A 26,839-nucleotide genomic window follows, 5' to 3' on the forward strand; every position below is an offset into this window, starting at 1 on the left:
GCTCTAATGCTGCAGGATCTTCGACAGGAAGGCGCGGGTGTGATCGCTTGTCGGTTTCGTGAAGAAGTCCTCGGGCGGTGCGTCCTCGACGATCGAGCCCTCGTGCATCAACAGCACGCGGTCGGCGGCCGCGCGGGCAAAGCCCATCTCGTGCGTGACCACGATCATCGTCATGCCCTGATGCGACAGGTCGACCATGACATCGAGCACTTCGGCGATCATCTCCGGGTCGAGCGCCGAGGTCGGCTCGTCGAACAACAGCACCTGCGGCTTCATGGCGAGCGCGCGGGCGATGGCGACGCGCTGTTGCTGGCCTCCGGAAAGCTGGCGCGGATAGGCGTTCTCCTTTTCCGGCAGGCCGACGCGCTCGAGCAGGGCACGCGCCTCCTCGCGCGCCTGCGCGCGCGGCACCTTCTTGATCCGGATCGGCGCCACGGTGATGTTGTCGATCACCGAGATGTGCGGGAACAGGTTGAAGTTCTGGAACACCATGCCCATTTCGCGCTGCTGCCGGGCGATCTCGTGGTCGCGCAGCGCCACGCGGCGGCCGTTTGTCTCGCGAAAGCCCATCAGATTGCCGCAGGCGACGATGCGCCCGTCATCGATGGTCTCGAGCCGATCGATGCAGCGCAGCAGCGTCGACTTTCCGCTGCCCGAGCGCCCGGCGATCACCACCACCTCGCTTTGCCGCACGGTCAGCGAGACGCCCTTGAGCACGTGGTTGCCGTGAAACGACTTGTGGACCTGTTCGACGGTGACGATGGGTTCGCCCAGCGTCTTGACCTTGCCATTGGGCCGGGCCGGTGGCTCGGGCAGCGTGTCCGCGGCCGATGCGGCGGTGGCCTGTCCTGTCTCGGTCATCGCCATTTCTCCGTGCGTGCTCATGTGTTGGTGGCTCCGGCCGCGCGCACCGCCTTGGCCAGTTCCCTCTCGCCCTCGGAGGCGACGGCCGCCGCCGGTCCGAAGGGCTTTTCGTAGTGCGCCTCGATCCTGAGCTGGATCTGATGCCATATGGTCACCAGGACGAGGTACCAGACCGCCGCCACGATATAGACCTCGAGCACGCGGAACTCGATCTGCGCGAGCATCTGAGCGTTGCGCATGAGCTCCTCCATCGAGATCACCGAGGCGAGCGAGGTCGTCTTGAGCATGCCGTTGAACTGGTTTCCGAGCGGCGGGATGATGGTGCGTGTCGCCTGCGGCAGGATGACGATCCACATGCGCTCGCGCCATGTCATGCCGAGCGCGCGGCCGGCATCGTCCTGGCCCTTGTCGACGGCCATGATGCCCGCGCGGATGATCTCGGCCAGATAGGCGCCTTCATTGAGTGCAAGGCCAAGGATCGCCGCCTCGATGACGCTCAGCCGGATGCCGATCTGCGGAAGCCCGGTATAGATGATGACGAGCTGGATCAGGATGGGCGTGCCGCGAAACAGCCAGATGTAGAATTCGGCGACATAGCGCAGCGCCCTGTTGCCGTACATCTTCATCAGCGCCGCGACGATGCCCAGGCCCAGTCCGATGGCCATGGAGACGACGCTCAGCCACACCGTGGTCCAGGCCCCCTGCAACATCAGCCCGTTGGTCAGATATTCGAAAAAGTAGGACCAGCTCCAGTTCACCGGTGCACTCCTCTCGGTCCGTCAGGGACAGTGCGGCGCGTCCCGACCCGGACGGGGGGACGCGCCGCGCCATGGTTGAGCCGCGATCAGCTTTCGGGCGCGTGATAGACCTTGAAGCCGCCCTCGTAGGCGTCCCACTTGTCGATCGTGGTCGCTCCATAGGCGCTCATGATCGCATCGTAGGTTCCGTCGGCCTTCATGTCCTCGAGCACCTGGGCGACGGCGTTGGCCAGTTCCACGTTCGATCCGTCAAAGCCGAACGAACTTGGCAGGCCGGGATTGAGGCCACTGGCGCCGACATCGAACTGGCCGCGCTGGGCGTAGTAGTGCGCGGTGGCGTCCGGGCCGAACACGGCGCGCACCTGGCCGGCGCCGAGCGCGGCGAACGCTTCGGCAAACGAATTGAAGGCCTGGATCTGCATCGGCTCCATGCCGTCGGCCACCTGTCCGTCATTGATCTCACGGATGAGCTTGTCGGCGAAGCCGGCGATCTCGGTGCCCACCGGATGTCCGGCAAGATCCTCATAGCCTTTGACCTCGAGCGGATTGTCCTTTTCGACGACGATGGCCAGCGCATTGACCACATAGGGCACCATGCGCATGATCTTCGAGCGTTCCTCGGTGTAGTACATGCCGGTATTGACCATGTCCCAGCGCTTGTTGGCCAGGCCCGGGATCTGCACCTCGAAGCCGACATTCTTGTATTCGGGCTCAAGGCACAGCCGCTTGGCGATCTCGTTGCCGAGCTCGGGATGCATGCCCTTCAGATTGCCGTCATTGTCGATGTACTGGCGCGGCGGGATCGTCGCGTTGATCGACATGGTCAGTTTGCCCTCCTCGACGAGGGGCAGGTTTTCCGGACAGTCCTGGGCAAGCGCCGTGGTGGCGGTGAAGGCAAGGGCGGCGGCGAGCGCCGAACCGATTGCGAAGGCTTTGGCAGTGTTCATTGTGGTCTCCCTGTTAACGAGCGTCAGCCGCCGCGGCCGGGTGGCGGCGACTGTCCTTGTTGGGCGCGCTCACGCAATCGCGGCGCGCTCGGTGCCGCACCAATCGACGATCATGGCGGCGGTCGCATCGACGGTGCGCAGGAAATCGGCAACGTCGATCCATTCGTCGTGTCTTCCGTTCTGGCTGAGGTCTCCGCAAAGTCCGCCGAAGCCGACCGTGGGTATGGCCTTCTGGACGATCGGATTGCGGATGTCGGAGGAGGTGTGCATCGGATTGACATGCGGCGCAGCGCCGGTCACCGCCGACACCGCCCGTGCGGCGGCCAGATAGAGCGGATGATCGCCCGGGCATTCGGCGCCGGTGACGCCCGACACCCATTCGATCGTGGGCGGATGATCGGCCAGCCAGCCGTCGGCCCGCGCAGCGCCGTCGATTGCCGCCTCGATCTCGGCCTTCACGCCCTCGATGGTCTCGCCGGGCGGAAACGAGATCGCCCCGCCCATCACGCAGCGCTCGTTGAGACGGCCGAAGCGCGCGTCCTCGCCGCAGCCGATTGTCGCGATCATCAAATTGGTCGACCGGCCGACCGCCGCCTCGAGCCTTGGGTGACGGATGCGGCCGGCGCGTTCTTCATCGAGGGCGCGCAGCGCGCTGGCGACCATCATCGCCTTTTCGATGGGGTTTTCGGCCAGATGTGCAAAGCCGGCATGGCCAGGCTCGGTGGTGTCGGGCAGTCGGCCCTCGACCGTAAGCCGGAATTCGAGCTGGCCCGAGGCGAAGGCCTTGATCTCGCCAAGGCCCGCACCCGATTCGGCCGGGTGCAGATAGAGCGCGCCGTCGGCCTCCAACCCTTGGTGCAGCGCTGCGGCGACGCCCCGCGCATGGCGCTTGGACGGCGTGCTCGCCATCACGACGTCGCCCAGCGCCGCCCCGCTCTGCGCGGCGCGCACAATGCCCAGCACGCCGGCTGCGACACCGGCGAGGTCATCGGCCACGCCCCAGCCGTAAAGGCGCCCGTCCGCGATCTCGCCGGCGAAGGGGTCGGTCCGCCAGCGTTCGGTGCCGCTCACCGGCTCGCTGTCGGGATGAGCGAACAGCAGCAGCGAGCGCCGGGCCGGATCGCCTTTCAGACGCGCGATGACGTTCTTGCGCCTGCCCGGCGTCTGCGCCCGCGCGGCGGCGAACTCGCCGATCACCGGCACTTCGGCAGGATCGAAGGGCCGCACCGTCACCTCGCAGCCCGATGCCCGCAGCCTGTCGGTGACGATGGCCTGTACCGCCGCTTCCCCCTGCCGCTGCGCGGCGATCATTTCACGCAGCAACCCGACGGCTTCGGCCTCCGGTTCGCTGGCACTGTCCGTTTGGATGGCCGGGGAAGCGATGGTCATGTTCGTTGTCGGTCCCTTGAATGGAGGCCCGGTGAGGACGATTTTTGTGTTCTTAGTGTATACACTTTATATGCTGCACAGTTTGCGCTACGGTGCAAGGGAAAATTCGGCCGCTTGCGCCATCGGCCGCGCTGCGCGATGAGTGCGACGGTGAACGGACCGGCAAATGCAACCGGCGCGAGCGTGCGACACAGAGCGCGACAGAGAGGATGACACTTCATGGAAACGGTTGGGCACGCCCAGGGTGTTTCAATGCGGTCGGGCGAGGCGGGCGAGCCGGTCTCCAACGCTTCCGAGCGCGCCTATCGGTCGATTTCCAACCTGATCAAGGATCGCAAGCTCAAGGGCGGCGACCGCATCGTCGAAAAGCGGCTGGCCGACCAGCTCGGCGTGTCGCGCACCCCCCTGCGCGAGGCATTGCAGAGGCTGGAAGGCGAGGGCCTGGTGCTCAAATCGGCGAACCAGCCCTATGTCGTGCGCAAGGTGGATCTGCGCGACTATCTGCAGAGCCTGCGCGTGCGCAAGACGCTGGAGGCCGAGGCCGCCGCGCTCGCCACCGGGCGCATCGAGCCACGTCGCATCGGGTCGGTGCGCGACGAGGTTCTGGCGCTCGAGCAGCTCCGCCCCTATGACGTGCACGCCCACTGGGCCTGCGACGACCATGTGCACAATCTGTTCATCGATGCCTGCGGCAACCAGGTGATGGCGGACATCCTGTACGAGTTGCGCACCACCACGCGCCTGTTCGAGATCGCCCAGCTCGCCGACCGGCTCGGCCCCGATTCGCGCGAGCATGTGGCGATTCTGGACGCGCTCGAAGCCGGCGATGCCGAGGGCGCGCGCGCGGCGATGGCGACCCATGCCCAGTCGCTGTTCGACTTCGCCGTCGACCAGGTTGGATGACGGCGGCGCGGAAGGCACGGCCGGGATCGGCTGGCTTCGCGGTCCGGATCCGATCGATTGGCGAGGCCATGACAAGCATTCGCGGCGCGCAGCGGCCGCGATCGGGCCAAGCCGGCCGGTCAGATGATCGCGTGACGGATGCGCGCCGAAACCCACTCGCTGACGATCACCGTGCCCAGGATGAGGATGAGGATCACCGTCACCTGGCCCCAGGCGAGCACGTTGAGCGAGGCCTGCAGCTTCAGGCCGATGCCACCGGCGCCGACCAGCCCCAGAATCGTGCTTTCGCGGATGTTGATGTCCCATCGGAAGGTCGAGATCGCCCAGAAGGCGGGCATGATCTGGGGCACGATGCCATAGTTGAGCACCTGGGCGCCGCTGGCGCCGGTCGCCTCGATCGCCTCGACCTGCAGCGGATCGGTCTCCTCGATAGCCTCGTAGAGCAGCTTGCCGACAAAGCCGATCGAGCGCAGCGCGATGGCGACGATTCCCGCCAGAATCCCCGGCCCGATGATGGCGACCAGCAACAGCGCCCAGATCAGCGAGTTGATCGAGCGCGAGGCGACGATGATGAACAGCGCGATCGGCCTGAGCAGGCGAGGCGACGGCGAGGTGTTGCGCGCGGCCAGAAATGCCACCGGCACCGCAAGGATCACGCCACCGATGGTGCCGAGCGTGGCGATGTTGAGCGTGTCCCACATCGGCACCAGCAGTTCGGGCACGTATTCCCAGCGCGGCGGCACCATGCGGCTGCCGATGTCGACGGCCTGGCGCGGCGCATCCTGCACGAAGAACCAGATCGTGTCGCGCGTCATCAGTTGCCAGCACCACACGAACAGGGCGACCAGCGCCACCCAGCCGGTCCAGATGAGCAGCCGGGCGCGCGGCGTGCGATAGGTCCACACCTGGCTGTGATGCTCCGGCCCGCTCATTGCAGGAACTTCCGCAGATAGCTCGAGCCGTATTCGGCGACCATCACGATGGCGATGATGATCAACAAGATCGCGCCGGCGCTGTCATATTCGTAGCGGTCGATCGCGGTGTTGAGCGTCGCGCCGATGCCGCCCGCCCCGACGATGCCGATCACCGCCGATTCGCGAAAATTGATGTCGAGCCGATAAAGGCTGAGCCCGATCAGGCGCGGCATGACCTGCGGCTGCACGGCATAATTGACCAGTTGCCACCAGGAGGCGCCGGTGGCCCTTATCGCCTCGGCCTGCGTCTCGTCGATCTCCTCGATGTCGTCGGCCAGCAGCTTGGCGAGGAACCCGATCGTGGCGAACGACAGGGTCAGGAAGCCGGCGAACGGGCCGAATCCGAACATGGCGACCAGGAAAATGGCGATGATCACCTCCTGCAGCGACCGGCTGACGGCGATGATGCCGCGGCACACCAGATAGATCGGCCGCGGCACCATGTTGCGCGCCGCGCCGATGCCGATGGGCACCGATATCAGCACGCCGACGACGGTCGAGGTCAGCGTCATGGTCAGGCTCTCGACCAGCCCGCGCGAGATGTCGCTCCAGCGGCTGGCGAAGTCGGGCTGCAGGAAGCCCATGACGAAGCGCTGGCCGCGCTCCAGGCCGATGGCCACGCGTTCCCAGTTCACCTCCAGCGAGCCGATGGCCAGCACCAGATAGGCGAGGATGCCGATCTGCAAGGCAAGGCGCCAGCGCCGGTCCTTGACGATCTGCGGCGGACGGCGCCACGCGGTGGGATAGGCGGGCTGGCTCATCTGGCCAGCACGGCCATGCGGCGGGCGGCGTCGGCTTCCGCTTCGGCTTGCTCGTCATCGCCCTGGCGCATCGCCTGCCAGTCCTCGGCGCCGTAGATGGTCGTCAGGGCGGATTCGCCCAGCACGTCGGGTCGGTCATCGAAGACGATGCGGCCGTCGCGCAGGCCCACGATGCGCTGCATGAACTGCTGGGCGAGCGGGACGTCGTGAATGTTGACGATGGCCGGCAGGCCACGTTCGGCGCAGATTTCGGTGAGAAGCCGCATGATCTGCCGGCTCGTCTTGGGATCGAGACTGGCGGTCGGCTCGTCGACAAGCAAAAGATCCGGCTCCTGGGCGAGGGCGCGCGCAATTCCCACGCGCTGGCGCTGTCCGCCCGACAGGGCGTCGGCCCGCTTGTCGGCCTGATCGACCAGTCCGACGCGGTCGAGCAGACGGTAGGCGCGCTCGATGTCCTCGGGCAGGAACCGGCGCAGCCAGCTACGCCAGAACGGCACGTAGCCGAGCCGGCCCGACAGGACGTTCTCCATCACCGTCAGCCGCTCGACGAGCGAATATTCCTGGAAGATCATGCCGATGCGCCGGCGCTGTCGGCGCAGCTCGCCGGTCCCGAGGCGCGCCAGATCGACCTCGCCCAGCATGACCTTGCCCGCCGTCGGTTCGACGAGCCGGTTTATGCAGCGGATCAGCGTCGACTTGCCGGCGCCCGACGGGCCGATCAGGCCCATGATCTGTCCTTCGGGGACCGCCACCGATACCTCGGTGAGCGCCTTATCGCCGGTCCTGTAGGTTTTCGACAGCTTCTCGATGCGCAGCATGGGCGGACCCCGGTTCAACGAAGAACGGGCGGCACATGCCGCCCGCGGACTTCCCGGACAGTGTTATCGGGCGCTTACTGGCAATCGTAGACGACGCCGTTGGCCTCGTCGATGGTGCGGATGACGGCCCAGTCTTCCTGGAAGCTGATCTCGATGAACTGGTCTTCGCCATTGCGGCCGAACTCCTCGGCCAGGGCGGTTCCTTCCCAGTCGAAGCTGAAGAAGGCTTCGCGGATCTTCTCCTGCAGCTCGGGCGCCAGATTGTAGACGGTGCCGTAGCCGGTCGTCGGGAAGGTCTGCGACTGGTAGACCACCTCGAGCTGATCCTCGGAGACCACTTCGCGGTCGATCATGCGCGCCTTGACCGAATTGGCGATCGAGGCGGCCATGTAGTCCTTGTTTGCGACGCCGAGGATCGAACTGTCATGGGCACCCGAGAAGGTGGGCTCGAAGTCCTCGCCCGCTTCCATGTCGAATTCGGCCTTCAGGATCGCCGAGGGCGCCTTGAAGCCCGAGTTCGAGGTTTCCGAGGTAAAGGCGAGCTGCTTGCCGCGAATGTCCTCGACTTCCTCGATGCCCGAGCCCGGATAGGTGATGATCTCCATCTCGTAGCCGAACGATCCGTCCTCGGCCGCCATCATCGCGAACGGGCGGAAGCCTGCGCAGGCGACGGCGAGCGGGTTGGAGCCGGTGTTGAAGCCGGCCACGTGCAGACGTCCGGCGCGCATGGCCTCGATCTGCGCGGCGTTGGACTGGACCGGGAAGAATTGGACGTCCTTGCCGGTCACTTCGGCCATGTGGTCGAGAAAGCCGGCCCAGACTTCGGCATACACGGCCGGGTCCTCGACGGGCGTATAGGCGAAGATCAGTGTGTCCGGGTCAACCCACTCGGACGCATCCTCGGGGATGTCGGCAATCAGGTCGCCGTCATTGTCGACGTAGCGCTCATCGAGCGTGAAGTCTGCATGGGCAGGCTCGACGAGCGCAAGGGCGGCCATGGCCGCAACGGTGGCGGTGAGCTTCATGATTGTCCTCGAATTTACGGTGTCCAGACCTTCGAAAAGGCATGGTTCCGGGATTTATGGGCCGATTGCAACAGACAGATGACAAAAGGGCCGCCAGCCGACGAAGATGCCCGGGAAACCCCGCAGACGGCCGCCATGCCTTTGGTCGGTCTCGATCGACTTGCGCGCCTGCTGCCGCTGCTGTTCGGCGCGCAGGCGCTCGGCGGCGCGTTCGCCGCGGCACTGTTGCTCGGCCCGGGCGTGGTCGGCCAGTTGCTGCCGCCTTTGCCGACCATGTCGTCCTGGTGAGCGAAGGAAGGGTTTTGGCCGCGGGTGCTCCCGCCGACGTGCTCTCCGAAGCCAATCTCGAGCGCGTCTTCGATTGTCCGATGCGGATCGCCCCCGCTGCGAACGGCAACGGCGTTCTCGTGCTCCCGCACATACCGGCGACAGAGCGGCGTCCAGCGCAGCCGCGATGAAGCCTGGCCATCGGCAGGCCCACCGGTCGAATCCACCCCCCGAAAAGGGCCGTGTTCTGGTGCTGGCATGGACCGCGACCCCCTCGCGCAGACACCGGCACCTCTGCAACGATCCGGGCTATCGGTGAATGACTGGGGATTGTGCGCGCCGCCGAACCGTAAGATGGGCTGGCTGGGGCGGCAGGATTCGAACCTGCGCATGGCGGTACCAAAAACCGCTGCCTTACCGCTTGGCTACGCCCCATGACGCATCACGCCCGGATAAAGCCGGAACCGGCGAGGCTGTCAACGGTTCCGCCGGTTTTTCCCGCGATCGCAACCGTCACCGGTTCCGGCCCGCCGCTGCTGCCTGCAGGGGTCGACACAAAGGTCCGCCATCACAAGGCCTCGGTGCCGTCAACGCCTTGCCGCCGCGTCGCATTTGGCGGTCATCGGCATTGCAGCCGAGGCAAGTTTATCGAACCGCCCACGGGCTCGGCCAATATTTCCGAAACATTCGAGCACCGAGCACCGCCATGGAACGAACGCCCAATCTCGACCTGCCCTACATCATGCCCTCGCAGGCGCAAAAGCACGTCACCCACAACGAGGCGATCCGCGCGCTCGATGCACTCGTCCAGCTCGTTGTCATCGACCGCGACCGCACCGCGCCGCCCGCCGAGCCGGGCGAGGGCGACCGGCACATCGTCGGCGCCGGAGCGACTGCGCATTGGGCAGGCCGGGACGGTCAGATCGCCGCCTTCCAGGACGGCGCGTGGGCCTATTTCACGGCGCAAACGGGCTGGCATGCCTATCTGCTCGCCGAAAGCCGGCTGATCGCCTGGGACGGGGCGGCCTGGATCGATGCCGAACCGTCCGTCACCGAGGTCCAGAACGCCACTCATGTCGGCATCCAGACGACGGCCGACGACACCAACCGGCTGGCCGTGGCGTCCGCGGCGACGCTTCTGAGCCATGCCGGCGCGGGCCATCGGCTCAAGCTCAACAAGAACGCGCCGGCCGACACGGCCTCGGTTGTCTTCCAGACGAACTGGTCGGGCCGGGCCGAGTTCGGCCTTGCCGGCGATGACGACTGGCGCGTCAAGGTCTCGCCCGACGGCAGCACCTGGCACGATGCCTTCGTGGTCGATGCCGACACGGGCCGCCTGGCGATCGCCGCTCCCCTTGGGCTGGCCAGCCTGACCGTGGCCGAGCGGCCGGCCGCCGATACGGTCGCCGCCGGCACCATGGTCTATGTCACCGACGGGCCCGGCGGTGCCGGCCTGATGGTCTCCGACGCCAGCTACTGGCTGCGCGTGACGACCGACGCATTCAGTCCCGACTGGCTGTTCGGCGGCGGCGAGGACGGCGCCTGGTGCAGCCCGGCCGACCTGTCGACCGTCTTTGAGGACGCCGCCGCGACAACGCAGGCGGCGGAAACCGACCCGGTCGGCCATGTCGTCGACAGGTCCGGCAACCAGGCCCATGCCACGCAGGCCGGCGCCTCGCTGCGTCCGCAACTTGCCGGCACGACCCACGGCCGGCTGGTGCTCGACGGCGTCGACGACAAGCTCACCCACACCTTCGCCGGCCCGGTCGTCGGCGACCTGCTCATCGCCGGCACCGACGGCTGCTGGATCGAGGAGGGCATCGACGAGACGACGCTCGATATCGGCCCGATCGATGCGCCGATCTCGCGTCGCCTGTTCGCTTCGGGCGTGCTGGGCGACATTGTCGGATGGCTGGTCATCGACAGGGCGACGACAGCCGGCGAGCGCGCCGATTTCGTCGCATATTACAACGCACGCGGCGCCGGTGCCCTGCTCGTTGCCGGCCCGGAACTCGTCGTCAACGGCACCTTCGACAGCGATCTTGCCGGCTGGACGGTTTGGCCCGACTTCTCGGCGGTGCAGAACAACGGCAAGGCCGAGGTCACCCGCAACGGGTTCAGCCAGCCCAGCGAGACCTTCACCCAGAATGTGACGGTGGAGAACGGCGCCTTCTACCAGGTCGAGTTCGAGGCCGCGAACGCGTTGCCGGCCCGCGAGATCAGCGGCGTGACGCCGTCCATCTTCGGCAATGAAGGCACCACCGGCGCGTTCCGCTACATCGTCAAGGCGACCGGCACGACGATGGGACTGCGTTTTTGGTGCGATGCCGGCCAGACTGTGCATCTGGACAACATTTCGGTACGCAAGCTGACGAACTGACCGCCGCCGCGCGCTCCGCCAGGGTCAGGCAACGGGCGGCGGTGCCCCATCGCGTCGCGGCGGGCGCACCGGCCCCCGGCCGTCGCGGGGTTTCACGCCGCGACGGCCACGAAACCGGCCAGGCCGATCAGCAGAACGCCGCCGAGCGTCAGGAAGCGCCGCCGCATGCGCCGGTCGAGCCGCGAGGCGCCTTCGGAATAGTCGAAGCGCTCATAGATGACGCGGTCCATGGGCATGCCCAGTTCGATCAGCGTGTCCGACACCGCGGTGACCATCGGCCCCGGACCGCACAGCAGCGCCACCGTGCGCGCCGGATCGAGACCCTCGAGCATCGTCACCAGCCGGGCCCGGTCGAGCAGGCCCGTCTCGCCGCGCCAGTCGGGCGCCGGTGTCTCGCTGAGCAGCAGCGTGCGCATGTCGAGCTGTGTTTCGGCTGTCGCGATCTCGGGCAGGCAGACGAAGTTGTCGGGCGCACCCGCCGCATAGGCGAGCCGCACCGGATTGTCGTAGCCGCGCGCGGCCATGTCCCGCAAAATGCCCATGATCGGCGCGATGCCGACACCGCCGGCGATCAGCAGCACCGCCTGGCCGCGATGCGCCTGGAGCGTGAAGTGCCCGAACGGTCCGTCGATGCCGATCGCCGTGCCGGGCGCGAGCGTGCCGATCCGGTCGGTGAAGTCGCCCGCTTCCTTGATGATCAGGCTGATCCCGGGGCGCGTCGGACTGTCCGCGATCGAGAAAGGGTGATCGAACAGAGGAAAGCGCCGGCCGCCCTCGGTCATCCAGACGAACTGTCCGGCGCGGTAGCGCAGCGGCGGCGTGCCGGCCGCGGGCTGGATGTCGAGCTCCCACAACCGGTCCGCGAGCCTGGTGACGGAGGCAAGCTTCCATGGTCTCATGTGGAGCCGTGCCCAGCGCAGGCCGTACAGGATCGCCATCACCCCGGCGACCGCCGCGCCGAGCACCCACCAGTAGATGCTGACGGGGGCAAGCGCGCTGAACCGCCCCACGCTCAACGCATGGTGCAGGCCGCCGCCAAGCGCGACCAGCGCGAGGATGACATGAACGGCGCGCCACACCTCATAGCGCAGCCGCAACCGCGCGCGCAGGGCCGAGCCGACGACAAGCAATGCGAGCGCCGCGAGAGCGATGACGCCGGACCGGTAGTGAGGCAGCGCGAAATAGGCCGCAAGCCGTTCCTGGCCGTGCGCGGGGTCGGCCAGCCATGTCGGCACGACATAGGCGAAGGGGTGCAAGATGACGGCGAGCAGGGCCCACCAGGCGGTCATCTTGTGAAACGCCATCACGCGGTCGATCCCCAGCCGCCCCGAAACGGTCTCGAACCGGCCGGACGTGACGAACTGGACCGCCATCACGGCGAGCCCGACCAGCCCCAGACCGGCCGCAAAGAGCTCCCACGGGGCCGGGGGCGCGACGTCGCGCATCATGGCGAGGCCAAGCGGAGCAAGGCATACCACCGGGTACAGCACCGCGACCACGGCTGCGGGCAGGCGCGGCGGCTGCCGCGGGTCCACCGACCCGGAGGACGTATGTGGCCCCGGCATGTCGTCTCCTGTCGTCGCTTTGGCCCCGATCGAACCGATCGTGCATAGGCTGCCGATTGTCGTTGATCGGGATCAATGCACCCGAACCCGCGCTTGTCCATAGATGGCGCACGCGTTCTTCGTCCAGATCGCCCGCGATCGGTGGGCGCAAACCGACGCCGCGAGGCCCGACATGTTCATCGCTCGCCTTCTTCTTTTGCCGCTTGCGCTGGTTTTCGCCGGCACCTCACCGCTCGCCGCGCAGGACAACGGGGCCGGACCGCCCGGCGCGCAGGCACTGGAAAGCCTTTCCGACTTCACCGAGGCCTGGCTGCGCGGACCGCATGCAAGCTATCGCTCGCCTTCGTTCACGCACTGGAACGAGGACGGCGAGATCCCGGCCAGATGCGCCGCCTGCCATTCGGAGACCGGCTTTCTCGACTGGCTCGGAGCCGACGGCAGCGCACCGCTGGCGGTCGACCATCCCGCCACGATCAACACGGTCATCGGCTGCGCCTCCTGCCACGTCTCGGAGGCCGAGGCGCTCGACGCGGTTCCGTTCCCGTCCACCGTGACCGTAACCGGCCTTGGCGCATCGGCCACCTGCACGCTGTGCCACCAGGGGCTTGCCTCGACCGACACGGTGGTCGCCGCCACGGACGGAATGGATCCCGATGCGGTCTCGGAGGATCTGTCTTTCATCAACGTTCACTACGGCATCGCCGCAGCCGTCATGCACGGAGCCGAGACGCGGGGCGGCTACCAATATGACGGTCGCAGCTATGCCGGCCGCTTCACCCATGTGCCGAGCGCCAACAGTTGCGTGGCCTGCCACGAACCGCACACCACCGAGGTTGCGACCGAGGGCTGTCTGGCCTGCCACCAGGGGGTCGACGACATCACCGATATCCGAACCCGGCACGCCGATTTCGACGGCGATGGCAACGCGGCCGGAGGCATCGCCGAGGAGATCGCCGGTCTGCATGCCATGCTGTACGAGGCGATTCGGGCCTACGCCGGGCAGGTCGCCGGTTCACCGATCGGCTATCACCCCGACAGCTATCCCTATTTCTTCATCGACAGCGACGGCGATGGCACCATCGGCGAGAGCGAAGCGGTCTATCCGAACCAGTATGCGAACTGGACGCCGCGCCTGGTCAAGGCCGCCTACAACTACCAGGTTGTCGCCAAGGACAAGGGCGCCTGGGTGCACCACCCGCAATACGCGCTGCAACTGCTCCACGACAGCCTGGAAAGCCTGTCTCAGAGCGTCGATGTCGACATGGCTGGTCTGACCCGTCCATGACCGGTCATGGATGAGGCCTTCCTGCTCGTCGCGCTCGGTGTCCTGTTCCTGGCCGGGCTTGCGCTCGATGCTTTCGGCAGGCGCGTTCATGTCCCGCGGGCCACGCTGCTGATCCTGCTGGGCGCGGTGCTCGGCCCGCCCATGCTCGACATCTTGCCGGCGCCGCTGGCCAGCGCCGACGACCTTTACGCAAATGCTGCGCTGACCATGGTCGCCTTCCTGCTTGGCGGATCCCTCAGGCGCAAGACGCTTGCCGCCCACGGCCGCGAGATCGTGATCGTCTCCGCCGCGGTGGCCTCGGTCTCGGTCGCACTGGTCGCCGGTGGGCTGGCCCTGCTCGGCGTTCCGGCCGTCCTGGCGCTGATCCTGGGCGGCATCTCGGCAGCCACCGCCCCGGCGGCCACCCGCGACGTGGTGCGCCAGTCCGGCCGCACGGACCGCTTTGCCACCAACATTCTGGGCATCGTGGCGATCGACGATGCCTGGGGCCTGATTGCCTTCAGCGCCGTTCTGACGCTTGCCGGCGTGATCGTCGGCAACGGCACCGGCGCCACGCTGCTGCACGGCCTGTGGGAGGTCGGCGGGGCGGTCCTGCTCGGCCTGGCGATCGGCGTGCCCGCGGCCTACCTCACCGGCCGGCTCAAGCCCGGCGAGCCGACCTTGCTGGAGGCCGTGGGCGTGGTGATGCTCTGCGCCGGCCTGGCGATCTATCTCGAGGTCTCGTTTCTGCTGGCCGGCATGGCTTGCGGGGCGGTCATCGTCAATCTGGCGCGCCATCACGACCAGCCCTTCCATGAGATCGAGCGCATCGAATGGCCGTTCATCCTGCTGTTCTTCGTCATGGCGGGCGCCTCGCTCGATGTCGGCATGCTCGACCAGATCGGCTGGATCGGTCTTGTCTATGTCGGCCTGAGGATCGCCGCACGCATGCTCGGCGGGATTGCCGGTGGCTGGATGTCGGGCCTGCCGCGCCGCGAGGGGGCGTTGACCGGCATCGCGCTGATGCCGCAGGCGGGCGTCGCCATCGGCATGGCGCTGGTGGCCAGCGAACGCTTGCCCGCCTTTGGCGACCGGATTCTGGCAATCACCATCGCCAGCACGATCGTCTTCGAGATCATCGGCCCGATCGCGACCCAGGCCGCCCTTGCCAATGCCGAACGCGAGGACGAGCCGGCGGCCGGCGGGCTCGCCTGATCGGCCCGGTGGCCTTGAGCTTTGCTGCGCGTCACCATAGAAGATGCCGTCCACATCCACGACGAGGCTTGTCTTCATGGCCGTTTCCGGCATCACGCTGCACATCGGCGATCTTAGCGCGGCCGCCCGCGACCGCTATGGCGACCGCATCGCGGTCGATACCGAGACGCTCGGCCTGAACCCGCACCGTGACCGTTTGTGCGTGGTTCAGCTCTCGCCCGGCGACGGCACCGCCGATGTCGTAAAGATCGAACGGGGCCAGAAGCGCGCGCCCAATCTCGCCGCCCTGCTGCGCGATCGCAGTAAGACCAAGATCTTCCATTACGGCCGCTTCGATATCGCCGTGCTGGAGCACGGGCTTGGCGTGACGGCCAATCCGGTGTTCTGCACCAAGATCGCCTCGCGCCTGACCCGCACCTATACCGATCGGCACGGGCTCAAGGATCTGTGCCGCGAATTGCTTGACGTCGATCTGTCCAAGCAGCAGCAATCGTCGGACTGGGGCGCGGACACCCTCAGCGAGGCGCAGCTTGCCTATGCGGCGAGCGACGTGCTGCATCTGCACCGGCTGATGGACGTGCTCGTCGGGCGGCTCGAACGGGAGGGCCGCACGAAGGTGGCCCGGGAGTGCTTCCGCTTTCTGCCCACGCGCGCCCGGCTCGACCTCATGGGCTGGGCCGACGAAGACATCTTCGCCCATAGCTGAGCGCGACCGATCTGCAATGGACAATCCCCTGATCATCTTCGACTGCGACGGCGTGCTCATCGATTCCGAGCGGATCTATGTCGACGTCGAACTGGCCTATCTTGCCGACCGCGGCATCACGGTCGAACGCGACTGGTACATGCGGCAATTCCTGGCGCTGGCCACCGATCTTTGGCGCGAGCGCTTCTCAGGGCTCGTCAAATCCCATACCGGCGCCGACCTGACCGATGCCGAATACGATGCCTTCAAGCTCATGGTGCGCACCCGCGTTCTCGGGGAGGTGGAAACCATCGAGGGGATTGAGGCGCTGCTGACGCGGCTGTCGGCGCCGCGCTGCGTCGCCTCGAGCACGGTGATGAGCCTGCTGCCGCGCAAGCTCGAGCGCACCGGTCTGGATCGCTTTTTCGGCGAGGCCGTCTATTCGGGCGACTTGGTCGAACACGGCAAGCCCGCGCCGGACCTTTTCCTTCATGCGGCCGAACGCATGGGCCACAAGACGCAGGACTGCATCACCATCGAGGACAGTCCCAACGGCGTGCGCGGCGCCAAGGCGGCGGGCCAATTCGTCATCGGCTTCACCGGCGGCGGTCACTGGGCGGACAAGTCCGGCGCGCCGCTGCGCGCCGCCGGGGCCGACCACATCGTGGCAAGCCACGCCGAACTGGCTGACTGGCTGACCCAGAACACGACCGCCATGGCGGCGTGAGGCGCCTTGGCTGACGGCGCCGGGGCGCCGATCAACCAACTGGCCGGCGCCTTGCCGCTGGCGGCAATCCCCATCCCTTGTCCCGCTCCCGCACGCATGCAGGAGCGGCCAGGTGCAGTGCAGCCCGTTCGCCGATTTTCCCGCCTGGCTCCGCCATTGGCGGGGGCGTTTCGCGTGGGGACAATGACGGTCGGACAACGCCAAGCCGCGCCGTGTCAGCGCCGGGCGCCGACGATCCCCACCCGCACCATGACCTCGCGCGGGATACGGTAGGTCCCGGCCAGATGGTGGTCGGACTTCAGGCCCAGGAAGTCGCGCTGGATGAACAGCGCCCAGGCGCAGTCGGCCGCTTCCTGGACCAGTTCGTCGCGATCCCGGTTGGCGCCGGGCGTTGCGTCGTGCCGTTCGAGCGCGGCCAGCGCCGCCTCGAGCTTGCGCCCGGCGCGCCCGAGCGCCGCCGCCGTCTCCGAGGCCGCCTCATAGGCGAACGCGTCGATCGTCACTTCGCCGCGGCTGAGCCGGCGCAGATCGGGAGCCTTGAGCATCATCGCCTCGTCATGCCGTGTCGGGCGGACAATAGCAGGGCGCGCCCGTCTTTCCAGATGGCGCAAGAAAAGACCCGCCGGTCGGTGACCGGCGGGTCCGTTCAGGGTCGGACACCAGCGACGCCCCGCGTGCCGATGGCCGACTGGCCCCGGAGCGGGGCAACGGGCGCTTACTTGTCGCCGTTGTCCTGCTTCTTGAGCGCGGCGCCCAGAATGTCGCCGAGCGAGGCACCCGAATCGGTCGAGCCGAACTGGGCGACCGCCTCCTTCTCCTCGGCGATCTCGAGCGCCTTGATGGAGACCTGGACGCGGCGGTCCTTCCTGTTGAACTGCGTGACGCGCGCATCGACCCTTTGGCCGACCGAGAAGCGCTCGGGGCGCTGTTCGTCGCGATCGCGCGACAGGTCGGAGCGGCGAATGAAGGTGTCGATGTCGTGATCGACCAGCTTCACCTCGATGCCGCCATCGGTGACGCCCGTGACCTCGCAGGTGACGACGGCGTTCTTGCGCAGCGTCCCCGATGCGGCCGCATCGGCGATCGCGTCGCTGGTGAGCTGCTTGATGCCCAGCGAGATGCGCTCCTTGTCGATGTCGACGTCGCGGACCACGGCCTTGACGACATCGCCCTTGTGATAGTCCTCGATGGCGTCCTCGCCCGACCTATTCCAGTCCAGATCGGACAGGTGCACCATGCCGTCGACATCGCCGTCGAGCCCGATGAACAGGCCGAACTCGGTCTTGTTCTTGACCTCGCCCTCGACGACCGAACCGGTCGGATGGTCGCGCGCGAACGCTTCCCAGGGGTTGTCGAGCGTCTGCTTGAGCCCGAGCGAGATGCGACGCTTGTCCGGATCGACCTCGAGCACGACGACCTCGACCTCCTGGCTGGTCGACAGGATCTTGCCCGGGTGGACGTTCTTCTTGGTCCACGACATTTCCGAGACGTGGATCAGACCCTCGATGCCCGGCTCGATCTCCACGAACGCGCCGTAATCGGTGATGTTGGTGACGCGGCCGGTCACCTTCATGCCGATCGGGTATTTCGTGCCGATGCCTTCCCAGGGGTCGGCCTCGAGCTGCTTCATGCCCAGCGAGATGCGGTGCGTCTCCTGGTTGATGCGGATGATCTGCACCTTCACGCTCTGGCCGATCTGCAGGATCTCGGTGGGGTGGTTCACCCGCCGCCACGCCATGTCGGTGACGTGCAGCAGCCCGTCGATGCCGCCAAGGTCGACGAACGCGCCATAGTCGGTGATGTTCTTGACGACACCCTCGACGACCTGGCCCTCCTCGAGGTTCTGGACGATCTCCGAGCGCTGCTCGGCGCGGCTTTCCTCGAGGACCGTACGCCGCGAGACGACGATGTTGCCGCGGCGCTTGTCCATCTTCAGGATCTCGAAGGGCTGCGGCGTGTGCATCAGCGGCGTGACGTCGCGGATCGGCCTGATGTCGACCTGCGAGCGCGGCAGGAACGCCACCGCGCCGTCGAGATCGACGGTGAAGCCGCCCTTGACCTGGTTGAAGATGTGACCCTCGACGCGCTCGCCATTGTTGAACTTGGCCTCGAGCTTGACCCAGGCTTCCTCGCGGCGGGCCTTGTCGCGCGACAGCACCGCTTCGCCCAGCGCGTTCTCGACGCGCTCGACATAGACCTCGACCGTGTCGCCGGGCTTGAGCGTGCCGTCATTGGACTTGGCGCCGAATTCCTTGAGCGGAACGCGCCCCTCGACCTTCAGGCCGACATCGACGATGGCCACGTCCTTTTCGATCGCCGTGACCGTGCCTTCGACGACACGCCCTTCCAGCGTGTCGTGCTTTTCGAACGAGGCTTCCAGGAGGTTCGCGAAGTCCTCCTGCGTTGGATTCATCTCTGGCATTGATACTCCTGATGTGCGGGCGGCGTTCGAACGCCATCGCGCGCACGGGCGCCGGGGCTTGCATTGGCTGCGCCAGCGCGCGATCCGGCCTCTCCATGCAAAGCTTTGGGGGAGGCAATCCGGCGCGGGGAAAGCGGCTGGACGGGTTCAATTCGCTTCAAGCGCCCGGTCGATGATCGCGCGGGCCGCCTGAAATGCCGCTTCTATAGTCATATCGGACGTATCAAGCAAGTGGGCATCCTCGGCGGGCCTGAGAGGCGAATCGGCGCGGCTCATGTCGCGCGCGTCGCGCGCCTTGATGTCGGCGAGGATCGCGGCCCGATCGGCCTGACCGCCGCCGGCGAGGATCTCGTGGTAGCGCCGGCGGGCGCGCTCGGGCGCACCGGCCGTCACGAACAGCTTGACCAGTGCGTCCGGACAGACGACCGTGCCGATGTCGCGCCCGTCGAGCACGGCGCCGGGCGGGGTCGCCGCGAATTCCCTTTGCCGGTCGACCAGCGCCCGTCTCAGGCCGGCCATCACCGCGATCTTCGACGCCGCTTCGCCCACCGCATGATCGGCAAGCACGGACCGGTCCATGGCGGCAAGGTCCAGCGCATGCGCGGCGGCGATCGCCTCGGCTTCGTCGTCGAGCGGCTTGCCGGCCTTGACCAGTTGATGGGCGACGGCGCGATAGGTCAGCCCGGTATCGAGATGGCGCAGCCCGTAATGGGCGGCGATGCGGCGCGCCAGCGTGCCCTTGCCCGATGCCGCCGGCCCGTCGATGGCGATCACCGGCATCATGGCGCGTCCCCATGAAACGGCGCCAGCAGGGCCTGGCCCTCGATGGTCAGCCTGTGCTGGCCTTGCGGCGCGCTCGCCGCCGAAACGCCCGCCGCCGCTGCCGTGAACGGCGCCACGAGGCCGGCCGGATCGCGGGTCAGCCCGGCGATCGTCGTGCGCCCGGGCGCGTTGAGCGCGCCAAGCGCCAGCGCCGCGACCACCGTATCGGACCGGTTCGCCGCCTCGTGCAGCGCCGGATTGGCCGTCGGCGGGCCATGGGTCTGGACGATCACCGCGCCGTCCTGGTCGCCAATGTCGATCTGCGCGCCGTGATCGCGCAGCCCGCCGGCGAGCGCGGCCAGTTCCGCTGCATCCGCCGATGCGCCGGCAAGTCGTATCGTCGTCGCCATGTCGTAGGTGGCGACCAGACCGACGATCAGCAGGCCCGGCGTGAGGGCGGCACCCAGATCGAGCGCATCGGTCGCCGCCAGCAGGCAGCCATTGCCCGTTCCGTGAACGGTAAGACCGCCTCCATGCGTGGCGACCTGCGCGCCAAGCATCGTCATGGCCGTGATCGTGGGTGCAACGTCGCTCCGGCCAGCCGGCGCCAGCGTGGAGCGGCCCGGCGCCAGGCCGGCCAGGACGATGCGCAGATGATCGGTGAGAGCGGACATGGGCCGGGTCGGATGGGGCGGTTGCGCCCGCGCATACGCGAGCCTGGCGGAGGCGTCAAATCGGCGTTTCGCGCGACCGCCGATCCGCGCGTTCCGGCCGGGCCGGCGAGCGCTGGGAATCGGCCGACAATTGGCTTTGACAGCCATGGGCATTGCGGTTATGGACCGCCCCACCTTTTCACCCCCATGCGGTTTGCCGGCGCCGCGACGCGAGCGCGGCCCCGCATCGTCTTTGGCGAGGTCCAGCCGTGGCAAAACCCGAATTTGGCACAAAGCGCGTATGCCCGGAAACGGGGCGCAAGTTCTATGATTTGAACAAGGACCCGATCGTCTCTCCCTATACCGGCAAGAGCTATCCGCTGTCGTTCTTCGAAGATACCGGTTCGGAGGTGATCGCGGCCAAGCCGGAGCCGGCCGAGGAGCCCGCCGAGACCGCCGAGGACGAGGTCGATCTGGAGACGGCGACCGTCGTTTCTCTGGAAGATGCCGACGAGGAGACGGCCGAGGACGGCAAGAACATCCCCGATCTGGGCGACGACAGCGACGACGAGCCGCTGGCCGAGGAGAACGACGAGGACGACACCTTCCTGCCCGACGACGACGCGGACGAGGAGGACGACGTCACCGGTATCGTCGACATCAGCACCGGCGACGACGAGGACTGAAACCGCCGCCGGACCGGGGCGGCGCGCACGCATTTGGGCTTGATATCGCCGCGCCGCGGTTGTATCGAGCGCCGATCCGCCCGACAAGCCGGGCGGTCCGTCATGGACGGGGCCATAGCTCAGCTGGGAGAGCGCTTGCATGGCATGCAAGAGGTCAGGGGTTCGATCCCCCTTGGCTCCACCATTTTTGCTTGCGGGCTGCCGCCCGCCAACCCGACCCGCACGGTCCGGTCCCGACCGCCTCGTCAGAACGCCCGCGTGAGGCCCAGCGAGGCGCCGAAGCGGTCATAGTCGTGGATGGCGAGCGTGGAGCGGCGCCCCTTGTAGCTCAGCGTCACGACCGGGGCGAAGCCGCCCAGGCGCACATCGCGATGCGAGAACCGCGCCCCCAGCCCATAGCTCACATCGCGGCGCACGGTGCCGAAGAGCGGCTCCGGGCCATCGCGGACATCGCGGCCGACGCTGGCGGACAGCCCCGCCATCAGCCCGCCCGGAAACGTCAGATCGGCGCCGATGCCGGCCAGCACATGGGTGCCGCTTTCGGAGGCGGCGCGCGCCTGTGTGCGGATCACGCCGGCCGTCGCGTGCACGCTCAGCGCCGGCGTGATGCCGTGCCGGACCTGGACCGCCGCGCTGTCGCTGTGCCCGTCGGCGCTCGCGAAGCTGTCATGGCGGATCACGGTGCGCCCGGCCTCCAGCCGCAGCGTCGTTGCCGGGCCGATCCGGCGCGCAAAGGCAAGGTTCAAGCCGATCTCGTCCGAATAGGGCTTGCCGCCGCGCCAGCGCGTGCCGGCGCGCAGGCTCACCGTGAATTTGCGGTGCGCGTCGGCTTGCCAGTCGAGGCGGCCGACCGCGCCGATGCGGATATCGGTGAGCGCCTGGTCGCGATAGAGCAGCGCGCTGGCATGGCCGCCGGCGCTGACCCGCAGGCGGTTGGTGATCCAGTGGCCATGGTGAAGGCTGCCGCCGATATCGAGGCCGGTGCCGGGCTGCGCCCGCGCGCTTTCGCCGAGCGTGAAGGGCAACCCGCCGATCTCGACCTGCCGGTCGCTGGTACGGGCGGCCGGATTGCTGTCGGGCGCCAGCGCGAAACGAAAGTGCCCGCTCCATTTGCGGGTGCGCTCGATCCGTTCGAGATCCTCAAGGGCGATCAGTTGCGCGTCGGGTTCCAGCCCGCCGTCGAGCGCCCGTTCGAGATGATGGCGCGCCCGGTCGGTTCGGCCCAGATCGAGCAGCACCCGACCGAGTGCGAAGCGGTAGCGGGCAGAGGCGGGGTCGGCGGACACCAGCGCCTCGAGCAGCGGCAGGGCGGTGGCCGGCGCCTTGCGCTGGATATGCGCGGCGGCGGCCACCCACAGGATGCGCTCGCGCTCTGCGGCGGTGCGGGCCGTCAGCGCTTCGACCTGCGCCAGCGCCGCCGCCGGCTGGCGCGCGCGCAACAGGTGCTCGGCGCGTTCCAGAGGCGTCTGCGCGGCGGCTGGGACGGCGGAAAACAGCGCGCATACCAACGCCAGGGCGAGGCCACGCTTCGAGCCGCGCCGGCCCTTGGACGCTGAACGCGCGGACATCGTCGTTGCGTGGGCGCGGCGCTCGCCGGCTACTGCCGCTCGATATGGTATGCCCCGTCCAGACCGACGCCGCCGGACCGGCCGGTAAGCACACTCGTCTCGCCGCCGGTGTCTGTGACGTCGACGCGCATGGCACCGGCCGACCCCTGCCCGTCCGGCCCCATGAAGAGATTGTTCGTGCCGGCGATGACCTGCGACGTGACGCCCGTGCCCTGCTCGGTGAGTTCGCCCTCAAGGTTCAGACCGAAGGATGTCGTCGTCACCGACGTACCCGCGGCCGACACGGTGTCGGACGCGATGAAATTGACGCCCCCGGCCGTGTTGTCCTGCGCCGTCAATTGCCCATCGAGCGCCACCTGCTGGCCGCCGACCGTGCCGGCAAAGCCACTCGCCGAACCCGAAAAGGGGTTGTCGGTCGCATCGAAGTCGACCGTCAGCGCCAGATCGCCCGTGACGCTGCCATTGCCGGCTCCGCTTGCGTCCTGGGTGTTGATGCGCAGTTCGCCGGCATAGTTCGCCTGACCGGACAGGGGCGTGCGTGTCGGCCCCTGGGCGATGATGGCGTCGCTTGTGGCATCGAAGCCGCCGCCGCCCGCACCGCCGCCACCTGCGCCAGCCCCGCCCGCAACGCCGGCCAGAACGCCCGCGGCCGAGCCGGCGCCGCCGAACAGCGAGCATCCCGAAAGCGCTCCCAGGCTTGCGATCGTCAGTGAAACCGCGGCGATCCGTCTTCCATGTCCCGTCATCATCAAGACCCCATCGTGCATTGTCGGCTGCGTCCATTGCCCGGCCGGGTGCGCAGGGCGCCAGGCCGGACCGTATCGTCACGTAAGGCGGCGGGCCGGCCCGCGTCTGCCCCCCGAACCGGGGGTGACGGGCCCGGCCCGGTTGCGCTTTGTTCGGCATGGCAATGGCGCAGCGCCCGCAACGGCCGATCCGGCTTGCGGGCAGGCGCCGGGCACGGCAATCTTGCGGCCACCATGAAGCGCATCCTGATCCTCGAAGACGTCGCCGAGACCCGCCGCTGGCTGGCGGCGATCGCGCGCGATGCGTTTCCCGATGCCCAGGTCGACGAGGTGGCCGATCTGCGCGCCGGCCGGGCGGCGCTGGTCGACCCGCCCGATCTCGCGCTGATCGATCTGCGCCTGCCGGACGGATCGGGCCTCGATCTTCTGGCCGACATCCGGTGCCATCACCCCGCGACGGTGTGCGTCATCACCACGGTGATGGGCGAGGATTCCGATGTGGTCGCCGCCCTGTCGCAGGGCGCGGAGGGCTATCTGCTCAAGGACCAGGATGCCTCGATCCTGGCCCACCAGTTGCGCCAGCTCACGCACGGCATTCCGGCGCTGTCGCCGGTCATCGCCCGGCGCATCATGACCCATTTCCGGCATACCGGCCCGGTCTGCGCCGAGATCCGCCTGACCCGGCGCGAGACCGACGTCCTGGCGCTGATCGCGCGCGGCCTGCGCAATGCCGAGGTGGCCGCCGAACTCGGCCTCGCCGAGAGCACGGTCGCCGGCTACATCAAGGACATCTACCGCAAGCTCGGCATTTCCTCGCGCGCCGAGGCGTCCTGGCACGCAACGCGCATGGGCCTGGGCGCCGCCGAGCAGGAACGCGGCTGAACCGCTACCCGGCCACCTGCGGCCGGCCGGCCAGCGGCAGGCGCGCGCGGATCGTCGTGCCCGGTTCGGCCCGTGCGAGTTCGAAATCGCCGTCGAGCGCGCCGACGCGTGCGCGCATGCTGTTGAGCCCGGCGCCATTGGCGATCGCCGCCGGATCGAAGCCGCGCCCGTCATCGGCGATCTGCAGCCGGATCTCTTCGCCCGAATAATCGATCGCCACCTCGGCCTTCGTCGCCCCGGCATGCCGGATGATGTTGGAGACGCCCTCGCGCACCAGCGAGCGCAGGGCGTGCGCGGTGTCGGGCGCAAGGATGGCGGTCTGCTCGCCGCGCGCGATCCAGTCGAGCACGATGTCGGTCGGCTCGAGCCGTTCTGCGGTCTCCGCGCGCAGATCGGCCAGCGCCTCCTCGACCGGCAGGCCGGGACGCGTGGCATTGCGGATGATGTCGCGCAGATCGCTCAGCGTCTGGCCGATCATCAGGTTCTTGCGCTCGGGCGCCGGGCTGTGCAGCGCGCTCAGAAGCTGGGCGCCGATATTGTCGTGCATGTCGCGGGCGATGCGGGCGCGCTCTTCGGCAACGCCGCGGTCATAGGCGCGTCGGCCGGCTTCGGCCCGCTGCAAAATGTCGACCAGATAGCGCGCCGTGCGCAGATGGCGCGGGCCGAACAGGCCGCGCCCGCGCCACGGATGACGCATGACCATGGCGGGCAGGTCGGCGGTGGCCGGCACGTAAAGGCCGACCCCGTCGTCGACGATGGCCGCATCGGGCGCGCCCTCGGCCACGGGCTCGAACGCGAGCGGATCGTGGAGCTTGGCGAACAGCGACCGCCAGCGGCTCTGGCGCTCGCCACCGGCCGGCTCGAAGGCGACATCAATGATCGCCTGGAACAGTTCGTGCTCCTCGAGACGGCGCCTTTGCATGAAGCGGCGCCACAGCCAGTCGCGCGCGGGCAGATAGGCCACCGCCACGGCGAGCAGCGACACGCCAAAGGCGGTGCGCGGATCGATCGACAGCGCCACGATCAGGAGCCCGTCGACGGTCAGCAGGATCAGCGCGCCGACGACGTAGAACAGGACGTAGAAGGCCCATTCGCCGAGCTCGAACACGCGGTAGCGCGTCAGCCCGACGGCCAGGCCGACATAGATGAGCAGGAACGAGGAGAGCGCGTAGTGCTCGTCGACCAGCGGGCCGAAGCCAAGGGCGATCGGTGCGGCGATCAGGGAGATGAATGCCCCCGAGCCGACCAGCACGGACACGCCGAGCCAGATGGCGATGGCGCGGTCCCTGGGCCGGTTCCGCGTGGCGAAATACTGGGCGATCACCGCCGCGCAGATGCACAGCATCTCGATGAAGGTGATCATGTAGCCCCAGGCGAGCCGTTCCATCGGCCCGATCGCGGCGATCAGCGACCAGATGCCGAAGACGGCGATGATCGCAACCGAAAGCGCACGATGGAAGGGCAGCCGCACCGGATAGCGCATCAAGAGGATCGGCATGACGATGCCGAAGGCGACCGCGCCGGCGAAATTGACGTGGAACAGAAGGCTCATCAGCCCCACGGGCAGGGCCACGTCGACGGCGCTGGGCGGCGCGAAGGAGAAGGTGAAGGTCAGCGTGGCAAGGCCGCTGAGCGCGAACAGGGCGACATCGGGATTGCGCGGCTTGAGCGCCCAGACCCAGGCCGAGATCAGCCAGGCGCCAAGACCGGTGACGATCTGCATCCAGAATCGCAGATCCTGCGCGGCGATGGCGGCAAGAAAGCCGCCCGGGCCCTGCCAATGGGTGCCGACCAGCCAGAACACGACGGTCAGCGCGGCCAGACCGACAAGCGCGACCAGAACCAGCCGGACCGCCGGCGTCACCGGCAAACCGCCGCCGCGAGCGAGCCCTGCCGCCGTTTCGGCTCCCATGGGCGTATCCGAATTCATCGTGCCAAAGCCCCCCTTTGCGCGATGCGCGTCATGGCGGCCGGCCCGGCACCTGTCTGCGCGTTCGCGAACAGTCGGAGCGGTTTCGGCGCCGGTCAACCCCCCGATCGCGGGGTTGACCCCTGCCGGCTCCTGGTGTGGCGCTGCGCGGGGCGGCAGCGCGCCGTTGCCCAATCGCGCATTGACAAATGCCCGTCGACTGTCCACCCAAGACCCCGGCGGCCGCAGGGCGCGCAAATCCTTGAAAAGACCGGAACGATCGGAGGCCATTGTGGGCGAGACCATGCTGAACGGAAAACATCTGATTGCGGGCGACTGGGTCGCCGGCGAGACGACCTTCAAGAGCGCCCCGGCCCATGGCGAGGCCCATGATTTCGCCGTCGGCACGCCCGATCACGTCGATACGGCCTGCAGGGCGGCCGAAGACGCTTTCTGGACCTATGGCTATTCGAGGCGGGACGAGCGCGCCCGTTTCCTCGATGCGATCGCCGACGAGATCGAGGCGCGCGGCGAGGCGATCACGACGATCGGCAGCCAGGAGACCGGCCTGCCCGAGGCGCGCCTTCAAGGCGAGCGCGGCCGCACCACCGGCCAGTTGCGCATGTTCGCCCGCCACATCGAAAAGGGCGATTATCTGGACCGCCGCCA

General features: G+C 67.8%; 26 protein-coding genes and 2 tRNA genes. 11 read left to right on the forward strand and 17 right to left on the reverse strand.

The window, feature by feature from the left end; all coding sequences use genetic code 11:
* Nucleotides 1–3 precede the first annotated feature (3 nt).
* From RBB34_RS14130 to RBB34_RS14145, 4 genes are all read right to left on the reverse strand, one after another.
* Entirely contained in the window at nt 4–885 is an 882-nt protein-coding gene (locus RBB34_RS14130) for an amino acid ABC transporter ATP-binding protein (RefSeq protein ID WP_306119877.1), read from the reverse strand.
* Complete coding sequence (locus tag RBB34_RS14135) at nt 882–1,574, reverse strand: amino acid ABC transporter permease (RefSeq protein ID WP_306119902.1); 693 nt, start codon at nt 1,572–1,574, stop codon at nt 882–884. Before RBB34_RS14135 ends, RBB34_RS14130 begins: the two co-directional genes overlap by 4 nt.
* A gap of 134 nt (nt 1,575–1,708) precedes the next feature.
* Nucleotides 1,709–2,569 carry an ABC transporter substrate-binding protein gene (locus RBB34_RS14140; RefSeq protein WP_306119878.1) on the reverse strand — a complete coding sequence of 287 codons (861 nt, stop codon included), beginning with the start codon at nt 2,567–2,569 and terminating at the stop codon, nt 1,709–1,711.
* 69 nt (nt 2,570–2,638) lie between these two features.
* Nucleotides 2,639–3,958 carry a M20/M25/M40 family metallo-hydrolase gene (locus RBB34_RS14145; protein WP_306119879.1) on the reverse strand — a complete coding sequence of 440 codons (1,320 nt, stop codon included), beginning with the start codon at nt 3,956–3,958 and terminating at the stop codon, nt 2,639–2,641.
* A gap of 219 nt (nt 3,959–4,177) precedes the next feature.
* Here RBB34_RS14145 and RBB34_RS14150 point away from each other — a divergent pair, with 219 nt between their 5' ends.
* Entirely contained in the window at nt 4,178–4,861 is a 684-nt protein-coding gene (locus RBB34_RS14150) for a GntR family transcriptional regulator (RefSeq protein WP_306119880.1), read from the forward strand.
* A gap of 119 nt (nt 4,862–4,980) precedes the next feature.
* Here the strand turns inward: RBB34_RS14150 and phnE (RBB34_RS14155) are convergent, their stop codons facing one another.
* The 4 genes from phnE (RBB34_RS14155) to phnD form a co-directional block, all read right to left on the reverse strand.
* Entirely contained in the window at nt 4,981–5,793 is an 813-nt protein-coding gene (gene phnE, locus RBB34_RS14155) for a phosphonate ABC transporter, permease protein PhnE (protein ID WP_306119881.1), read from the reverse strand.
* On the reverse strand, nt 5,790–6,596 hold the full coding sequence (gene phnE / locus RBB34_RS14160; RefSeq protein ID WP_306119882.1) for a phosphonate ABC transporter, permease protein PhnE: 807 nt from the start codon (nt 6,594–6,596) through the stop codon (nt 5,790–5,792). The genes phnE (RBB34_RS14155) and phnE (RBB34_RS14160) overlap by 4 nt, the downstream gene beginning before the upstream one ends.
* Nucleotides 6,593–7,414, reverse strand: a complete 822-nt coding sequence (phnC, locus tag RBB34_RS14165) for a phosphonate ABC transporter ATP-binding protein (RefSeq protein WP_306119883.1) — start codon at nt 7,412–7,414, stop codon at nt 6,593–6,595. The genes phnE (RBB34_RS14160) and phnC overlap by 4 nt, the downstream gene beginning before the upstream one ends.
* 74 nt (nt 7,415–7,488) lie before the next feature.
* A complete protein-coding gene (gene phnD / locus RBB34_RS14170; RefSeq protein WP_306119884.1) occupies nt 7,489–8,412 on the reverse strand; it encodes a phosphate/phosphite/phosphonate ABC transporter substrate-binding protein in 924 nt (307 codons plus the stop codon).
* Between phnD and RBB34_RS14175 the strand changes: the two genes are divergently transcribed.
* Nucleotides 8,380–8,727: a hypothetical protein gene (locus tag RBB34_RS14175; protein ID WP_306119885.1), complete on the forward strand. Its 348-nt coding sequence runs from the start codon at nt 8,380–8,382 to the stop codon at nt 8,725–8,727. The two genes, phnD and RBB34_RS14175, sit on opposite strands and share 33 nt — an antisense overlap.
* Before the next feature lie 339 nt (nt 8,728–9,066).
* Here RBB34_RS14175 and RBB34_RS14180 read toward each other — a convergent pair.
* Nucleotides 9,067–9,141, reverse strand: a tRNA-Gln gene (locus RBB34_RS14180).
* A 271-nt stretch (nt 9,142–9,412) separates the two neighbouring features.
* On the opposite strand from RBB34_RS14180, the gene RBB34_RS14185 reads away from it, so the two are divergent.
* On the forward strand, nt 9,413–11,086 hold the full coding sequence (locus RBB34_RS14185; protein ID WP_306119886.1) for a DUF2793 domain-containing protein: 1,674 nt from the start codon (nt 9,413–9,415) through the stop codon (nt 11,084–11,086).
* A gap of 92 nt (nt 11,087–11,178) precedes the next feature.
* Here the strand turns inward: RBB34_RS14185 and RBB34_RS14190 are convergent, their stop codons facing one another.
* Complete coding sequence (locus RBB34_RS14190; RefSeq protein WP_306119887.1) at nt 11,179–12,651, reverse strand: ferredoxin reductase family protein; 1,473 nt, start codon at nt 12,649–12,651, stop codon at nt 11,179–11,181.
* Nucleotides 12,652–12,823: 172 nt separating this feature from the next.
* Between RBB34_RS14190 and RBB34_RS14195 the strand changes: the two genes are divergently transcribed.
* The 4 genes from RBB34_RS14195 to RBB34_RS14210 all read left to right on the forward strand — a co-directional run bounded on the left by RBB34_RS14195 (nt 12,824) and on the right by RBB34_RS14210 (nt 16,542).
* On the forward strand, nt 12,824–13,936 hold the full coding sequence (locus RBB34_RS14195; protein WP_306119888.1) for a polyheme membrane-associated cytochrome C: 1,113 nt from the start codon (nt 12,824–12,826) through the stop codon (nt 13,934–13,936).
* A 6-nt stretch (nt 13,937–13,942) separates the two neighbouring features.
* Nucleotides 13,943–15,130, forward strand: coding sequence for a cation:proton antiporter (locus tag RBB34_RS14200; RefSeq protein WP_306119889.1), 1,188 nt, complete (start codon nt 13,943–13,945; stop codon nt 15,128–15,130).
* 76 nt (nt 15,131–15,206) lie between these two features.
* A complete protein-coding gene (locus tag RBB34_RS14205; protein ID WP_306119890.1) occupies nt 15,207–15,836 on the forward strand; it encodes a ribonuclease D in 630 nt (209 codons plus the stop codon).
* Between the two features lie 16 nt (nt 15,837–15,852).
* Nucleotides 15,853–16,542 carry an HAD family phosphatase gene (locus RBB34_RS14210; RefSeq protein WP_306119891.1) on the forward strand — a complete coding sequence of 230 codons (690 nt, stop codon included), beginning with the start codon at nt 15,853–15,855 and terminating at the stop codon, nt 16,540–16,542.
* Between the two features lie 215 nt (nt 16,543–16,757).
* Here the strand turns inward: RBB34_RS14210 and RBB34_RS14215 are convergent, their stop codons facing one another.
* The 4 genes from RBB34_RS14215 to RBB34_RS14230 form a co-directional block, all read right to left on the reverse strand.
* Nucleotides 16,758–17,087, reverse strand: a complete 330-nt coding sequence (locus RBB34_RS14215) for a DUF6665 family protein (protein WP_306119892.1) — start codon at nt 17,085–17,087, stop codon at nt 16,758–16,760.
* A gap of 170 nt (nt 17,088–17,257) precedes the next feature.
* The gene (rpsA, locus tag RBB34_RS14220) at nt 17,258–18,964 is read right to left on the reverse strand and encodes a 30S ribosomal protein S1 (RefSeq protein WP_306119893.1); all 1,707 of its coding nucleotides are present in this window, start codon (nt 18,962–18,964) and stop codon (nt 17,258–17,260) included.
* Nucleotides 18,965–19,111: 147 nt separating this feature from the next.
* On the reverse strand, nt 19,112–19,747 hold the full coding sequence (cmk, locus tag RBB34_RS14225) for a (d)CMP kinase (protein ID WP_306119894.1): 636 nt from the start codon (nt 19,745–19,747) through the stop codon (nt 19,112–19,114).
* Nucleotides 19,744–20,400 carry a hypothetical protein gene (locus RBB34_RS14230; RefSeq protein WP_306119895.1) on the reverse strand — a complete coding sequence of 219 codons (657 nt, stop codon included), beginning with the start codon at nt 20,398–20,400 and terminating at the stop codon, nt 19,744–19,746. The genes cmk and RBB34_RS14230 overlap by 4 nt, the downstream gene beginning before the upstream one ends.
* A gap of 248 nt (nt 20,401–20,648) precedes the next feature.
* Here RBB34_RS14230 and RBB34_RS14235 point away from each other — a divergent pair, with 248 nt between their 5' ends.
* Nucleotides 20,649–21,065 carry a TIGR02300 family protein gene (locus RBB34_RS14235; RefSeq protein ID WP_306119896.1) on the forward strand — a complete coding sequence of 139 codons (417 nt, stop codon included), beginning with the start codon at nt 20,649–20,651 and terminating at the stop codon, nt 21,063–21,065.
* Between the two features lie 108 nt (nt 21,066–21,173).
* Nucleotides 21,174–21,249 (forward strand) — tRNA-Ala (locus RBB34_RS14240).
* 61 nt (nt 21,250–21,310) lie between these two features.
* Here the strand turns inward: RBB34_RS14240 and RBB34_RS14245 are convergent.
* On the reverse strand, nt 21,311–22,633 hold the full coding sequence (locus RBB34_RS14245) for a surface lipoprotein assembly modifier (protein ID WP_306119897.1): 1,323 nt from the start codon (nt 22,631–22,633) through the stop codon (nt 21,311–21,313).
* Between the two features lie 29 nt (nt 22,634–22,662).
* Entirely contained in the window at nt 22,663–23,379 is a 717-nt protein-coding gene (locus RBB34_RS14250; protein WP_306119898.1) for a hypothetical protein, read from the reverse strand.
* Nucleotides 23,380–23,613: 234 nt separating this feature from the next.
* On the opposite strand from RBB34_RS14250, the gene RBB34_RS14255 reads away from it, so the two are divergent.
* Entirely contained in the window at nt 23,614–24,261 is a 648-nt protein-coding gene (locus RBB34_RS14255; protein WP_306119899.1) for a response regulator transcription factor, read from the forward strand.
* 4 nt (nt 24,262–24,265) lie between these two features.
* Here RBB34_RS14255 and RBB34_RS14260 read toward each other — a convergent pair whose 3' ends face one another.
* Nucleotides 24,266–26,173, reverse strand: a complete 1,908-nt coding sequence (locus tag RBB34_RS14260) for an ATP-binding protein (RefSeq protein ID WP_306119900.1) — start codon at nt 26,171–26,173, stop codon at nt 24,266–24,268.
* Between the two features lie 301 nt (nt 26,174–26,474).
* Between RBB34_RS14260 and RBB34_RS14265 the strand changes: the two genes are divergently transcribed.
* Nucleotides 26,475–26,839, forward strand: a 365-nt coding sequence (locus tag RBB34_RS14265; RefSeq protein WP_306119903.1) for an aldehyde dehydrogenase family protein, incomplete at its 3' end; no start/stop codon positions are given.

The organism is Roseitalea sp. MMSF_3546, from assembly GCF_030732865.1.
Classification (GTDB): Bacteria; Pseudomonadota; Alphaproteobacteria; order Rhizobiales; family Rhizobiaceae; genus Roseitalea.